The 15411-nt window shown below is 50.2% G+C and carries 9 protein-coding genes, 3 tRNA genes and 4 rRNA genes (1 of these 16 only partly in view); 2 read left to right on the top strand and 14 right to left on the bottom strand.

Going from position 1 to position 15411, the window contains the following annotated elements; translation table 11 throughout:
- Positions 1–23 precede the first annotated feature (23 nt).
- The 4 genes from ilvA to ilvG all read right to left on the bottom strand — a co-directional run bounded on the left by ilvA (position 24) and on the right by ilvG (position 5517).
- Entirely contained in the window at positions 24–1577 is a 1554-nt protein-coding gene (ilvA, locus tag R0134_RS15415; RefSeq protein ID WP_319784391.1) for a threonine ammonia-lyase, biosynthetic, read from the bottom strand.
- A 1-nt stretch (position 1578) separates the two neighbouring features.
- Positions 1579–3429: a dihydroxy-acid dehydratase gene (gene ilvD, locus R0134_RS15420; RefSeq protein WP_319782826.1), complete on the bottom strand. Its 1851-nt coding sequence runs from the start codon at positions 3427–3429 to the stop codon at positions 1579–1581.
- Between the two features lie 166 nt (positions 3430–3595).
- Positions 3596–3856, bottom strand: a complete 261-nt coding sequence (ilvM, locus tag R0134_RS15425; RefSeq protein WP_319782827.1) for an acetolactate synthase 2 small subunit — start codon at positions 3854–3856, stop codon at positions 3596–3598.
- A 2-nt stretch (positions 3857–3858) separates the two neighbouring features.
- A complete protein-coding gene (gene ilvG, locus R0134_RS15430) occupies positions 3859–5517 on the bottom strand; it encodes an acetolactate synthase 2 catalytic subunit (RefSeq protein ID WP_319784392.1) in 1659 nt (552 codons plus the stop codon).
- A gap of 380 nt (positions 5518–5897) precedes the next feature.
- On the opposite strand from ilvG, the gene R0134_RS15435 reads away from it, so the two are divergent.
- Together R0134_RS15435 and R0134_RS15440 are read left to right on the top strand one after the other, a co-directional pair.
- Positions 5898–7409 (top strand): YifB family Mg chelatase-like AAA ATPase, encoded by a 1512-nt coding sequence (locus tag R0134_RS15435; RefSeq protein WP_319782828.1) that lies wholly within the window; start codon positions 5898–5900, stop codon positions 7407–7409.
- A 47-nt stretch (positions 7410–7456) separates the two neighbouring features.
- Positions 7457–7756: a hypothetical protein gene (locus tag R0134_RS15440; protein WP_319782829.1), complete on the top strand. Its 300-nt coding sequence runs from the start codon at positions 7457–7459 to the stop codon at positions 7754–7756.
- 67 nt (positions 7757–7823) lie between these two features.
- Here the strand turns inward: R0134_RS15440 and R0134_RS15445 are convergent, their stop codons facing one another.
- From R0134_RS15445 to R0134_RS15490, 10 genes are all read right to left on the bottom strand, one after another.
- On the bottom strand, positions 7824–8426 hold the full coding sequence (locus R0134_RS15445) for a thiol:disulfide interchange protein DsbA/DsbL (protein WP_319782830.1): 603 nt from the start codon (positions 8424–8426) through the stop codon (positions 7824–7826).
- A gap of 40 nt (positions 8427–8466) precedes the next feature.
- Complete coding sequence (locus R0134_RS15450) at positions 8467–9435, bottom strand: serine/threonine protein kinase (protein WP_319782831.1); 969 nt, start codon at positions 9433–9435, stop codon at positions 8467–8469.
- A 61-nt stretch (positions 9436–9496) separates the two neighbouring features.
- A complete protein-coding gene (gene ccoG / locus R0134_RS15455; RefSeq protein ID WP_319782832.1) occupies positions 9497–10918 on the bottom strand; it encodes a cytochrome c oxidase accessory protein CcoG in 1422 nt (473 codons plus the stop codon).
- Positions 10919–11313: 395 nt separating this feature from the next.
- Positions 11314–11428 (bottom strand): 5S ribosomal RNA (gene rrf / locus R0134_RS15460).
- Positions 11429–11446: 18 nt separating this feature from the next.
- Positions 11447–11522: transfer RNA gene (locus tag R0134_RS15465), tRNA-Thr, on the bottom strand.
- A 10-nt stretch (positions 11523–11532) separates the two neighbouring features.
- Positions 11533–11647 (bottom strand): 5S ribosomal RNA (rrf, locus tag R0134_RS15470).
- A gap of 114 nt (positions 11648–11761) precedes the next feature.
- Positions 11762–14654, bottom strand: a 23S ribosomal RNA gene (locus tag R0134_RS15475).
- Positions 14655–15047: 393 nt separating this feature from the next.
- Positions 15048–15123: transfer RNA gene (locus R0134_RS15480), tRNA-Ala, on the bottom strand.
- A gap of 49 nt (positions 15124–15172) precedes the next feature.
- Positions 15173–15249: transfer RNA gene (locus R0134_RS15485), tRNA-Ile, on the bottom strand.
- Between the two features lie 140 nt (positions 15250–15389).
- A 16S ribosomal RNA gene (locus R0134_RS15490) occupies positions 15390–15411 on the bottom strand (it continues 1521 nt past the right edge of the window).
- The 16S, 23S and 5S rRNA genes sit together here with 3 tRNA genes alongside, the layout of an rRNA operon.

Raw genomic sequence — 15411 nt, forward strand, 5'->3', positions numbered from 1 at the left:
CCTATAAAAAGACTAACTGACCATTAATGAGCCAAGAAGAACTGATATGCAGCATCTTCTGTCACGTCATCCCAACGATAACCTAACTCCACCAAGTACTGTTCGAAGTCAGCTAACTCCGCATCCGGCAACTCAAAAGCACAGAGCACACGGCCAAACTCGACCCCTTGGTTACGATAGTGGAATAAGCTAATGTTCCAACGCGTGCCCAAAGTGTTTAAGAAGCGCATTAAGGCACCCGGCTGCTCAGGAAAGCGAAAGCTATATAAGCGCTCATGTAACGCTTTAGGCGGGCGACCACCCACCATATAACGCACATGAGATTTAGCTAAATCGTTGTCCGTCATATTGGCCACTTGATAGCCCGACTGTTCTAGCTCCATCATGATCTGGGTTAACTCGCGATCGCCATCCGTCAAACGCACCGACACTAATACCGCCGCCTTGTCGTTGGATGAATAACGATAGTTAAACTCCGTCACCATGCGATTACCCAGCACTTCACAAAAGGCCACAAAGGCACCCTTTCGCTCGGGAATGGTCACCGCTAGCAAGCCTTCACGCTTCTCGCCCAGCTCACAACGTTCAGACACGTAACGCAAAGAGTGAAAATTCACGTTAGCGCCACTTAAGATGGCAGTCATGCGCGCATGGGAATAATCCCCCGCTTGGCTGTATTTTTTCAGTCCTGCCAGCGCCAGCGCACCCGAAGGCTCGGCAATGGCGCGGGTATCTTCAAAAATATCCTTCACCGCAGCGCAGATTTCATCTGAGCTGACGGTCACCACGCCATCGAGATACTGCTGACAGAGGCGAAAGGTCTCCGTGCCCATGCGCTTTACGGCCACGCCATCGGCAAAGGTACTAACGCGGTCTAGGGTGACAATTTCACCGGCTTTCAGCGCCGCCTTTAAACAGGCAGAGCCTTCCGCTTCCACGCCTATCACCTTCACTTGCGGCAACAGCTGCTTAATATACACAGCCACGCCCGCCGCCAAACCACCGCCACCCACAGGTACAAATACGTGGGTTAAGCGAGTGTCTTGCTCCAGTAATTCGCGGCCAATAGTGCCTTGACCGGCAATCACATCCGGATCGTCAAACGGCGGGATCAGCGTGAGCTGATGCTCTTCGGCCAGCTCGATGCAACGGGCATAAGCTTCATCGAAGTTATTACCGTGCAAAATCACCTTACCGCCAAAGCCGCGCACCGAATCAATCTTAATATCCGGCGTCACGACCGGCATCACTATGGTGGCTTTAATGCCAAGCTTGGCGGCCGACAACGCCACGCCTTGGGCATGGTTGCCGGCCGAGGCAGCAATCACCCCGGCTTGCAGCTGCTCAGGGCTTAACTGCGCAATCTTGTTATAAGCACCCCTTAGCTTGAAAGAATGCACGGGCTGCATGTCTTCGCGCTTTAGCGATACCGAGTGGCCTAAGCGCTCAGAAATTTTCTTCAAATGCGTCAAAGGCGTCACTCTTGCGGCCTCATACACAGGAGACAGCAAGATACGACGTAAATACTCGCTCGCAGAGCGTAATGCGGCGGCTTCTTTCAATGCCGGTTGTGCCATCTTATCCCCCCAGTTTGCTGACATCGCGTACCGCACCTTTGTCTGCACTGGTCGCCAATGACGCATAAGCGCGTAATGAGAAGGACACCTCACGTTGGCGGTCCACTGGGCGCCAGCCTTGATCCCCTTTGGCATCCATAGCCGCGCGACGGCTTGCCAACTCAGCATCTGACACATCCAAAACTATGCTGCGGCCCGGAATATCGATGTCGATGATGTCGCCGTTCTCTACTAGGCCAATAGTACCGCCACTGCCCGCTTCTGGCGAAACGTGACCGATAGATAAACCAGATGTACCGCCAGAGAAGCGACCGTCGGTGATCAGCGCACACTTAGTGCCCAACCCCATCGACTTCAAATAGGTGGTCGGATACAGCATTTCTTGCATGCCTGGGCCGCCTTTCGGGCCTTCGTAGCGAATAACCACTACGTCGCCGGCTTTCACTTGACCGCCCAAGATGCCTTCTACTGCGCTGTCTTGGCACTCATAGATGCGGGCCGGCCCTCGGAACACTAAATTATCGTCGGACACGCCGGCGGTTTTCACGATACAACCGTCTACCGCTAAATTACCAGACAGTACGGCCAAGCCGCCCTCTAAGCTATAGGCGTGCTCTAGGCTGCGGATACAACCCTCGGCGCGGTCGTCATCCAGTGTGGGCCAGCGGCAATCTTGGCTGAAGGCTTTAACGGTACGAATGCCGGCAGGACCAGCGCGGAACATGGTTTTTACCGCTTCGTCTTCGGTAACCATAATATCGTACTTGGCTAACTGTTCGGCCAGGGTCATGCCCAGCACAGTTGGCAGTTCGGTGTGCAGTAAACCGGCACGGGCCAGCTCACCCAAAATACCCATAACGCCACCGGCACGGTGCACGTCTTCCATGTGATATTTAGGGGTAGAAGGTGCCACCTTACACAGCTGCGGCACTTTACGAGACAGCTGGTCAATGTCGGCCATAGTAAAATCAACGCCCGCTTCATGAGCGGCGGCCAACAGGTGCAGTACGGTATTGGTCGAGCCACCCATGGCCACATCTAATACCATAGCGTTTTCAAAGGCCGCTTTAGTGGCAATGTTGCGCGGCAAAGCAGAGGCATCGTCTTGCTCGTAGTAGCGCTTAGTCAATTCAACAATACGGTGACCGGCTGATTTAAATAACTGCTCGCGATCCGCGTGCGTGGCCAGCAAAGAACCGTTAGCAGGTTGAGATAAACCCAGAGCTTCGGTTAAGCAGTTCATGGAGTTTGCAGTAAACATGCCTGAGCAAGAGCCACAGGTTGGGCAAGCGCTACGCTCAGTTTGCTCACTCTGGGCATCACTGACGTTAGGATCGGCGCCTTGGATCATGGCATCGACTAAGTCGAGCTTGATGATTTGATCAGACAACTTGGTCTTGCCCGCTTCCATAGGGCCACCGGAGACAAAAATCACCGGAATATTCACCCGCAATGCTGCCATCAACATACCGGGAGTGATTTTGTCACAGTTAGAAATACACACCATGGCATCGGCACAGTGAGCGTTCACCATGTATTCGACCGAGTCAGCGATCAGGTCACGGCTCGGCAAGCTGTACAGCATGCCGCCGTGGCCCATGGCGATGCCATCATCGACAGCTATAGTGTTGAATTCTTTAGCAACACCGCCGGCCGCTTCAATTTCGCGCGCCACTAACTGGCCCATGTCTTTGAGGTGCACGTGGCCCGGTACAAACTGGGTAAAGGAGTTCACTACCGCAATAATGGGTTTGCCGAAATCTTCTTCGGTCATGCCTGTTGCACGCCACAGGGCGCGAGCACCGGCCATATTACGGCCGTGAGTAGTGGTGGCGGAACGATACTTTGGCATTCTTAATATTCCTAACAATGTGAGTCATACAGGCGCCATCTACTAGGCGACGCCTATCTCTAAAAATTAAATCGTTATACGTCTTACGTGGTACGCCATACGCCAAAGCTAAAACAGCGCTCTGCTTTTCATTTACAGCGTATGGCTTAAAGCGTACGGCGCTAATTTAAGCTATTTTTTTTAGCGCTTGCGCTTCTTCTAGCACTTGCGCTTGAACTTGGGTCACGTCTAACAATTTTTCTAACTGGCGACTGAGTAATTCTATAGCGCGCTCGCTCTCGACCCGCATATTAATGACGAGATTCGCGTCTTGAGTGGTCATGTCCATCTGAGCGACGCGAAAGCCGCGGTGGCGAGTCAGGCGCAATACTCTTTCGAGTACTTCAGGGCGAAACTGGGCAGTTACCTGCAACTGATATTGGTTCATATTTACTTCTCCATCATCTGATCATTGGGAACGCCGGGCGGCACCAAGGGCCAAACGTTTTCTTGCTCAGAAATTCGCACATGCAATAAATAAGCGCTATCAGCCGCCAGCATGCGCTGTATGGCAGGCTCTACGTCTGCTTTACAGGTAATGGTTTCACCCGGAATATCAAAGGCGGCCGCCATGGCCACAAAATCCGGGTTATCGTTCAAAATGGTTTCACTGTAACGACCATCGAAGAACAATTCTTGCCACTGGCGCACCATGCCTAAGCGCTGGTTATCGAGCAACACCATTTTCACCGGTAACTGGGCGCGCTTCAATGTGCCCAGCTCTTGTACGTTCATCATAAAAGAACCGTCACCGGATACTAATACCGACTCATCTTGAGGGCGAGCCAGCTTGGCGCCAATGGCGGCGGGCAAACCAAAGCCCATGGTGCCAAGGCCTGAGCTACTCAGATGATTACGCGGGCTGGTAAAACGCATATGTTGCGCCACCCACATTTGGTGCTGGCCTACGTCACAGCTGACCATGGCGCTGTCATCTAAGGCGGCACTCAACTGGCTTAACATCAAAGGCGCATAAATAGCGGCACCAGGATGATCGTAGCGCCAAGCATGCTCAGCTTTAAGGGTCTTACAGTGCTCGCGCCATGGGTCTATGGCCAGTTTATCGGCGCTTATTTTAGCATTAGCGAGCAAAGGGAGCACGGTGGCGAGTTCGGCATTAATGCTTACTTGGGCGTGGCGCACCTTACCAAATTCGGAGGCGTCTTTATCAAGGTGGATAACCTTGGCATTCACGGCAAAGGCGTCCAGTTTACCGGTTACGCGGTCGTCGAAACGTGCGCCTACCACCAACAGCAGATCACTCTGTTGAACGGCCAGATTGGCGGCTTTTGTTCCGTGCATGCCGAGCATGCCTAAAAACAGTTCGTCATCCGGATCCAGAGTGCCGATGCCCTTAAGCGTGGTCACCATAGGGATCCCGGTGCGCGTGGCAAAAGCACGTAATTCTTCCACCGCATTCGCCATGCCCACACCGCCGCCCACGTACAAAATAGGCTGCTTGGCATTAGCCAATAACTGCTGCGCCTCGGCCAGTGCTTGCGCGTCTAATGGGTTCGGATCCGTATTGAAAGTGGGTGTGGTTTTAGGCTCGACTAAGGCCATTTGGATATTTTTTGGCACATCAATCAGCACAGGTCCCGGGCGACCGGAGCGCGCCACCTCAAATGCCTCGGCAATAATGGCACCTAAGTCTTCCACATTTTCCACTAAGTAAGAGTGCTTAGTGCACGACAACGACATGCCGAGCACGTCCACTTCTTGGAAGGCATCGGTACCAATGGCCGACATCGGCACTTGGCCAGTAATGGCCACCAGAGGGATAGAATCGAGCATGGCATCGGCCAGACCTGTGATCAGGTTAGTGGCGCCAGGGCCAGAGGTGGCCATGCACACACCTACCTGACCACTGGCTCTGGCATAACCCACAGCAGCCAACGCGGCGGCCTGCTCATGGCGGCACAACAGATGGTCTACACCACCATCATACAAGGCGTCATAAAGCGGCATAATAGCGCCGCCGGGGTAACCGAAGATTTGGGTGACTCCCTGCTGTTTTAAGGTTTGAACGATATACTGTGCGCCATTCATCTTATTACTGTCCATCTGTTAGTACCAAAGCCGGTTAAAAAAAAACCCCCGAGCGATGTGCTCGGGGGTTTTACGTTTCGTCTGTCGGTGAAGTTATTTTTCGTCAGACCAAAGTACCCCGAGCGGAGATATAATAATCACCACTAGGACCACAATAATGTTGACGAAATAGTCTAAGAAATTCATCTCACCGTTCTCTCAATAGGGTGTCGAGCCAGAACCATCTACTCAAGCAGGCCTATAGAACTAGCATGATGAGCTAGACTAAACAAGACTTTCTTGATCGCCAAACCTAAATGAGCCACTTAACAGCAAGGGAAAGCTAGTTAAAAAAACTGCAAATATTTAATTATCAGAAACAAAATATCAGGGAGACTAGGATGTCACTCGCCGTAGTTTTTGCTCGCGCCAGTTTAGGTGTGGCCGCGCCCTTAGTTACCGTGGAAGCTCACCTTGCTAATGGCTTACCCGCCTTTAATATCGTGGGTTTACCTGAAACTACGGTCAAAGAGGCCAGAGACAGAGTACGCAGTGCGCTATTAAATTCTGGCTTTGAGTTCCCAGCTAGGCGCATTACCGTCAATCTGGCACCGGCAGATTTACCCAAAGAAGGCGGCCGCTTCGACTTACCTATCGCCATGGCAATTTTAGCCGCCTCAGGGCAAATTCCCATCGCCAATCTAGATAAGCTGGAGTTCTTAGGCGAGCTTGCCCTCACCGGTGCTTTAAGGCCGATAAAAGGCGCCTTACCGGCCGTATTGGCGGCGCGCGATAGCCAACGCTTTATCATATTGCCCGTCGATAACGGCGCTGAAGCAGGCATGATACAACCGAGCCCTGCAAGGCTGGCCAGCCATCTGTTAACGATTACCGCTTGGTTACGCCAAGAAGCTGAGCTAATCACTCCCAGCGCCATCGTGGAGCAAGAACCAGAGCACATTAGCGACTTGTGTGACGTGATCGGCCAAGAAGGCGGTAAACGCGCCCTAGAAATAGCCGCCGCCGGTCAACACAACCTGTTGCTCTTGGGCCCGCCCGGCACCGGAAAAAGCATGCTGGCTAGCCGTTTGCCCGGTTTATTACCCGCCATGAATGAAGAGGAAGCCTTAGAAATCGCCGCCATTCGCTCTATTTGTGGCGAAAACCTGAAACCACACACTTGGCGGTTACGCGCCTTTCGCCAACCTCATCATTCTTCCTCTGCGGTAGCCTTAGTCGGTGGTGGCAGCTTTCCTCGGCCCGGAGAAATTTCACTGGCTCATAATGGGGTATTATTTTTAGATGAACTCACCGAATTTGAACGCCGCGTGTTGGATGCTTTGCGCGAGCCCCTCGAAACTCATGTCATCTCGATTGCGCGCGCCGCCCGCAGTGTGACTTTTCCTGCCTGCTTTCAATTAATCGCCGCCATGAACCCCAGCCCCTGTGGCCATTATCAAGACGGCTACAGCCGCAGCTCGCCGGAGCAAATTCTGCGTTACCTCAATAAAATATCCGGGCCCTTCTTAGACCGCTTTGATTTATCGGTAGAGGTGTCTTTACTGCCACCCGGCGAACTGAGCAGGCCCAGAGCCAAAGCTGAGTCGTCTGCCGAGATTCGTAAACGGGTACTGGCCGCCCGTGAACGACAACTGCTTCGCGCCGGCAAAACCAACGCCCGCTTGAGTGCCGCAGAATTAGAGCGCTATTGCCCACTAAACCAAGCGGATGCAGAATTTCTAGAACAGGCGCTGCATCGTATGAAACTCTCTATCCGCGCTTGGCATAAATTAATCCGCGTGGCGCGTACCATAGCTGACTTAGAACATAAAACAGACATTAGCCGTCAACACTTAATTGAAGCGCTAGGGTATCGAGCCATGGACAGACTCATACAGCAGCTACAGTTTTAAACTGCTATAATTAAAGAGGTGGCATAAATAATAATAAGGAGTGAATTATGAAAAGTGCAAAGGAGTTTGCAGTTTGGTTGCACGAGCGCTTTAAGAACGTGCCCGAGGGCGTCTATTTAAGCAGAGACGACGTCACTACCTTATCTAGTCGACAGTATTTCAACCAAGACTTTGTGAACGACATTCACTATGAATTAACGCTGAAAGGAATGGGCTTTGTATCAGGCGCAAGCCGAGATAAGTTCTACTTATTCCAGTTACCGACTCTCCATTGGCAACAACAAGATAAGAATTATCAAGAAGATGCGTTTCACAATGTTCACTCTATTAACAAACAACAAGCTTAGTAACGCAATTAAAAAAGCCCATGATGATGTGTATCATGGGCTTTTTCATTTACTTAACTAATAAATATTAATCTTTAGTTAGCAAGTATTCTACTACTTGATAAAAACGCTCTTCTGAACCAATTTCGCTCATATCAAGCTCATATTTATCTTTTACTATCACAGTGGGTGTGCTGCGTATATCAAAGCGTTGAGTGGCTTTATCGTATTGGCCAATCATGCCATTCAGCACAAAGCTATTAATTACGCTATCAAACTTTTTCTCTGTAATATCATTAGCCAAGAATAACGTTTTAATATCCGCAATATTATTGGGCTTTTTCTTTGCCCGCAGCATCGCATCAAACAGCACTGGCGTTATTTTATCTTCTGCTTTCAATAAGGTAGCGGCACCATGAGCGCGCTGCAATACTGGGCCCATATCTCCACCCAAGAAAGCAACGGGGATCTTTTTCAGCTGCATATCAGGAATGCGCTCTTCAAGCTTGGCCATCAACGGCTCAAAGCTATCGCAATGAGGGCAAACATAAGAGAAGAACTCCGCTACCACAGGCTCATTACTGGCCACTTCTTGTACTACTTTATACTCAACGCCTTCCTTAAAATCGCTAGCCGCATTCGCTAAAGGAGCCATCAGTAAGGCACACACGATAAAAATATACTTTTTCATAATCAATCCCATTTAATAAAAGCTGGTTCAAGTTAAGTAACTAGTTCCACGAGGTCAAGGATAATGGTGGTGCGGCGAGCAGCTGTAATTGTTCATCGAGCACGCCAAGCTGCTGCTGCCAATAGTCTGGGGTATTAAACCACGGAAAATTAGCAGGAAAAGCCGGATCAGACCAACGCGCAGCCAACCAGGCCATATAGTTAACCATGCGCATCGCCCGCAACGGCTCAATCAACGCCAATTCACTACTATCAAACTCACGTACGTTTTCATAGCCCGCCAATAGCGTATCCAGCTGCATCAGTTGCTCTTGGCGGCTACCGCTAAGCATCATCCACAGATCTTGTACTGCAGGTCCGGTGCGGCAGTCATCGAAGTCCAATAACCAAGGCCCATCATGCCACAAAATATTGCTGGCATGACAGTCACAGTGCAAGGTGAGCTGTTGCTTAGGTTGGTATAAAACACAAGTGCGAGCAATCAATGCATCTAAGCGCTTAAAAAATTCATCTTTTAACTTCGCCGGAATCTGGGCCTCCGTCGCCAACACCTTACGAGCACGCAACAAATAATCGTCGGTGCTCAATGTCGGTCGGTGCAGTAATGGAAAGGTTACACCTACTTGATGTAGCCGCCCCAATTGCTCGCCCAGTGCTTCTAGCTGATCTAAGTTATCGGCTTCAAATTGGCGACCCGCCACCGCCGGCCACACCGCAAACAACATATCGTTAAAAACAAACACACTCTGTTGCTCACGCACCAAAGGCAAGGCCACCCGCACCTTTGCCTTAGCTAAGGCAAACAGAAAGTCATGTTCCTCTTGGATCTGCGCTTGGCTCCAGCGCTGCGGCCGATAAAACTTAGCCACTAAGGCGCCGTCTTGATCGCTTTTAAAGCGATAGACGCGGTTTTCATAGCTATTTAACGCCATCAGACCAGAGTCTACATGGAGGCCAATACTCATCATGGCATCGACTATCACGTCAGGCGTGAGTGCATAATAATTCATAAGGCTCCAAAAAAAGACCGCAGCTTGAGCGACGGTCTTCACTATTTAGTGACTGAGTTTATCAGTTAAACGAACTAAAGAACTTACTCTTGTTACGTAAGATAGCCTTACGGTCACCTTCTGCTAAACCGGTATGAGTCAGTACAAAAGTGACATCACTCACCGGTGACGATAACAAGTAAGGGTCGGTCGCTAGGCTAATCGGTAAGCTCAAGATTTCACCGCCGCGCACTTTCACTTCCTTAGGGCCAATCCAAGTCACATCCTTCAAGCCTTCCACATCCAAGCGATAGACTTCGGTGTCTAGGGTTTTGTTCATGATTTTCATGGTGTAGGTATTTTCAATTAGGCCTTCACTGGTTTCGCGATAAAGTTGGTTACGATCTCGAATTATCTCTATGCCCATGGGCATTATGCTGGAGGCCATATAAATAAATACCGCCGTCATCACTGTGATTACGATGCCATAACCAATCAGTTTAGGTCGCGCCACATGCGTCACGCCATACTGTAATTTATGCTCAGTGGTATAGCTGATCAGGCCTTGCTCATACCCCATGCGATCCATGGTTTGATCACATGCATCCACACAAGCGCCGCAGTTAATGCACTCATATTGCAGGCCATCGCGAATATCAATGCCGGCCGGGCAAACCTGCACACACAAGTTACAATCGATGCAATCACCTAAGCCCAATTCTTTGGGGTCGGCCTTGCGCGGGCGCGGCCCTCTTGCTTCACCGCGTTCGACATCATAACTGACCGTAAAGGTGTCTTTATCGAACATAGCGGACTGAAAGCGCGAATAAGGGCAAATATGCGTACACATAATGGTGCGCATCCAGCCCGCATTGCCGTAGGTACAAAAAGCAAAGAACAGCACCCAAAACCCAACCCAAAAACTGGTAGAAAAGGTGACTAGCTCTAACGCCAATTCTTTGGCAGGAACAAAAAAGGCAATAAACGTAAAACCGGTGAGCAGCGATACCGCCAGCCAAGCCACATGTTTAGCTGTTTTACGCCAGATTTTATTAAAACTCCAAGGTGCTTTATCTAAAGCTCGGCGTTTATTAGCAGTGCCTTCGAGCTTTTCTTCAAACCAAATGAAAATAAAGGTCCACACGGTTTGCGGACATACATAACCGCACCACACTCGGCCTAAAAAGGTGGTCACAAAAAACAAAGCGACGGCAGAGACCATTAACAGCAAGGCAAGCAAGGTGAGATCTTGTGGCCAGATGGTGGCGGCAAAGATCTGAAAGCGTTGTTGTTCTACATCAAACAACAGCGCCTGACGGCCATTCCAAGTCATCCAAGGGGCTGCAACGAAGAGTAACATCAACACCCAGCCTAGATATTTCCGCAGTCTCTGCCATTGTCCTTTTTGCGCGCGAACATAGATATGACCGTCGTCGGTGGGCCGGTGCGAACGCACAGCCGGAGTGACGTCTTTAACGTCTATTTGATTTTGTTTATTGTTCATTTTGCTCACATTGTTATTCTGACTGCTTACGAATAAGTTATCTGCCTAACAAAATGAAACCATTGTTAATACTAACAAAAGTTAACATGCAGATAAAATACCAGTTATTACCTATTCTGCAGTAAAGCACCCCATAAAAAGGTGATCTTGATCACTCTTTCTACCCTCAAGACTCATCCCTGTCGTCCGTCGTACCATGATATGCATTGTCACAATCAAACACCATGATAGCGGTCATCAAATACCGCCCAGTGCGAATGTTAAAAGAAAAGAGTCGGGAGAAAAAAATAGTGTGGCGTGTGGCGTGTGGCGTGTGGCGTGTGGCGTGAAAAGAGTATTTTTCATCATCCAGAAAGCAAAAAGCCCCGCTCATTGAGCGGGGCTTAGTAATAAGTGTTTGATTGTGACCTACTTTCACATGGCAGCTGCCACACTATCATCGGCGCGGATGCGTTTCACTTCTGAGTTCGGCATGGGATCAGGTGGTTCCACAACGCTATGGCAATCAAACAAAACTGTTTTTATAACTGGTGCTGATACCCGGATTCGAACTGGGGACCTCACCCTTACCAAGGGTGCGCTCTACCAACTGAGCTATATCAGCTAAATATGTTGCCTGGCAGTGACCTACTTTCACATGGCAGCTGCCACACTATCATCGGCGCGGCTGCGTTTCACTACTGAGTTCGGCATGGGATCAGGTGGTTCCACAGCGCTATGGCCGCCAGGCATAAATTGTAATCTGGAAGGCTGAATTTTGATTATCGTACTGTTGAGTACGCTAATCTGAATAATTTGTTTGGTAGTTCTCGACCGCAAGGTCTCACACTTCTTGGGTGTTGTATGGTTAAGCCGCACGGGTAATTAGTACAGGTTAGCTCAACGCATCGCTGCGCTTACACACCCTGCCTATCAACGTTGTAGTCTCCAACGGCCCTTCAGAGGGCGTAAAGCCCTAGGGATGACTCATCTTGAGGCTCGCTTCCCGCTTAGATGCTTTCAGCGGTTATCGATTCCGAACGTAGCTACCGGGCAATGCATCTGGCGATACAACCCGAACACCAGGGGTTCGTCCACTCCGGTCCTCTCGTACTAGGAGCAGCTCCTCTCAATCATCCAACGCCCACGGCAGATAGGGACCGAACTGTCTCACGACGTTCTGAACCCAGCTCGCGTACCACTTTAAATGGCGAACAGCCATACCCTTGGGACCGACTTCAGCCCCAGGATGTGATGAGCCGACATCGAGGTGCCAAACACCGCCGTCGATATGAACTCTTGGGCGGTATCAGCCTGTTATCCCCGGAGTACCTTTTATCCGTTGAGCGATGGCCCTTCCATACAGAACCACCGGATCACTATGACCTACTTTCGTATCTGCTCGACCTGTCCGTCTCGCAGTTAAGCTGGCTTATGCCATTGCACTAACCGTACGATGTCCGACCGTACTTAGCCAACCTTCGTGCTCCTCCGTTACTCTTTAGGAGGAGACCGCCCCAGTCAAACTACCCACCAGGCACTGTCCGCAACCCCGATAAGGGGCCTACGTTAGAACATCAGACATACAAGGGTGGTATTTCAAGGTTGACTCCATAGCAACTAGCGTCACTACTTCACAGTCTCCCACCTATCCTACACATGTAGGGCCAATGTTCAGTGCCAAGCTATAGTAAAGGTTCACGGGGTCTTTCCGTCTAGCCGCGGGTATACGGCATCTTCACCGCAAATTCAATTTCACTGAGTCTCGGGTGGAGACAGCGTGGCCATGATTACACCATTCGTGCAGGTCGGAACTTACCCGACAAGGAATTTCGCTACCTTAGGACCGTTATAGTTACGGCCGCCGTTTACTGGGGCTTCAATCAAGAGCTTCACCCGAAGGCTAACCCCATCATTTAACCTTCCAGCACCGGGCAGGTGTCACACCGTATACGTCCTCTTACGAGTTTGCACAGTGCTGTGTTTTTGATAAACAGTTCCAGCCACCTGGTCACTGCGGCTGAGTCACGCTCCATCCGCAAGGGATTTCACATGCCTCAGCGTACCTTCTCCCGAAGTTACGGTACTATTTTGCCTAGTTCCTTCACCCGAGTTCTCTCAAGCGCCTTAGTATTCTCTACCCGACCACCTGTGTCGGTTTGGGGTACGATTCACGTGTACCTGAAGCTTAGAGGCTTTTCCTGGAAGCGGGGCATCAGTGACTTCACCGCCGTAGCGATTTCGTCTCAGGCCTCAGCATTGCGCGTCCGGATTTACCTAAACACGCTGCCTACACCCTTTCACCAGGACAACCAACGCCTGGCTCACTTAGCCTTCTCCGTCCCCCCATCGCAGTACACGTCAGTACGGGAATATTAACCCGTTTCCCATCGACTACGCTTTTCAGCCTCGCCTTAGGGGTCGACTCACCCTGCCCCGATTAACGTTGGACAGGAACCCTTGGTCTTTTGGCGTGGAGGTTTTTCACCCCCATTATCGTTACTCATGTCAGCATTCGCACTTCTGATATCTCCAGCATGCTTCACAACACACCTTCGCAGACTTACAGAACGCTCCCCTACCACGCACTCAATAAAGAGTGCATCCGCGGCTTCGGTGCATAGTTTAGCCCCGTTACATCTTCCGCGCAGGCCGACTCGACCAGTGAGCTATTACGCTTTCTTTAAATGATGGCTGCTTCTAAGCCAACATCCTGGCTGTCTGAGCCTTCCCACTTCGTTTCCCACTTAACTATGACTTTGGGACCTTAGCCGGCGGTCTGGGTTGTTTCCCTCTTCACGATGGACGTTAGCACCCACCGTGTGTCTCCCGGATAGTACTTTACGGTATTCGGAGTTTGCATGGGGTTGGTAAGTCGGGATGACCCCCTAGCCCAAACAGTGCTCTACCCCCGTAAGTATTCGTCCGAGGCTCTACCTAAATAGATTTCGGGGAGAACCAGCTATCTCCCGGTTTGATTGGCCTTTCACCCCCAACCACAAGTCATCCCCTAATTTTGCAACATTAGTGGGTTCGGTCCTCCAGTTGATGTTACTCAACCTTCAACCTGCTCATGGCTAGATCACCGGGTTTCGGGTCTAATCCTAGCAACTATTCGCCCAGTTAAGACTCGGTTTCCCTACGGCTCCCCTATACGGTTAACCTTGCTACTAAAATTAAGTCGCTGACCCATTATACAAAAGGTACGCAGTCACCCAACAAGTGGGCTTCCACTGCTTGTACGTACACGGTTTCAGGTTCTATTTCACTCCCCTCACAGGGGTTCTTTTCGCCTTTCCCTCACGGTACTGGTTCACTATCGGTCAGTCAGGAGTATTTAGCCTTGGAGGATGGTCCCCCCATATTCAAACAGGATATCACGTGTCCCGTCCTACTCGATTTCACATTAAAGGCAATTTAGTGTACGGGGCTATCACCCACTACGGCTGGTCTTTCCAGGACCATTCCACTATCGCCAAGAATGCTTAAGGGCTGGTCCCCGTTCGCTCGCCGCTACTAGGGGAATCTCGGTTGATTTCTTTTCCTCGAGGTACTTAGATGTTTCAGTTCCCTCGGTTCGCCTCGTTACACTATGTATTCATGTAACGATACTCTACTAAGTAGAGTGGGTTTCCCCATTCGGATATTACGGACTCAAGCGCTTCTTACCAGCTCATCCGTACTTAACGCAGGTTAGCACGTCCTTCATCGCCTCTGACTGCCAAGGCATCCACCGTGTACGCTTAGTCACTTAACCATACAACCCCAAGAAGTGTGTTTTATACGGCGTTTGCTGAGCGATTTCTTCGTTGCGACTCTCACTCGTGCTATCACATAGAAAACTATGCTCAAGCACTCGTTTAAGATCGCGCCTCGAACTCGCGTTGCTAACGCTCGTCTAAAAGCCCACTTTATAAAAGCGAACCTTAGACAGTATAAAAACAATTCTCTAAGCGGGGTCGTTTGCATCAGTGACTGATGCTTACAACACTATTTCGCCAAGAATTTCTAAGACACTTGCGTATCAAGAACTACAAATTATTTCTATCAGCTTTCCAGATTGTTAAAGAGCGTGACTTCGTTAGAAATCAAAGGAGTAAACTGCACGCAGTCTATTACTTTGATGTCTCAACTTCGGTTTGGCACTAAATGGTGGAGCTATGCGGGATCGAACCGCAGACCTCCTGCGTGCAAGGCAGGCGCTCTCCCAGCTGAGCTATAGCCCCATTTAGTTCTTAGCTTTGTGTTTTACACCAAACTCAACGTTATTGAATTTGGTGGGTCTGGGTGGATTCGAACCACCGACCTCACCCTTATCAGGGGTGCGCTCTAACCAACTGAGCTACAGACCCAAACCGTTTCTTCACCCTCAGGATATGGTTAAAACCATCTATCTGAGGGCAAAAAATCGCACTGGCTTACGCCTATGCGATTAAGTCACTCTTTCTTATCAAGCAAACTGTGTGAACACTCAACAGACGTTGAGTTAAGGTAAGGAGGTGATCCAACCCCAG

Source organism: Oceanisphaera sp. IT1-181, assembly GCF_033807535.1.
Lineage (GTDB): Bacteria > Pseudomonadota > Gammaproteobacteria > Enterobacterales > Aeromonadaceae > Oceanimonas.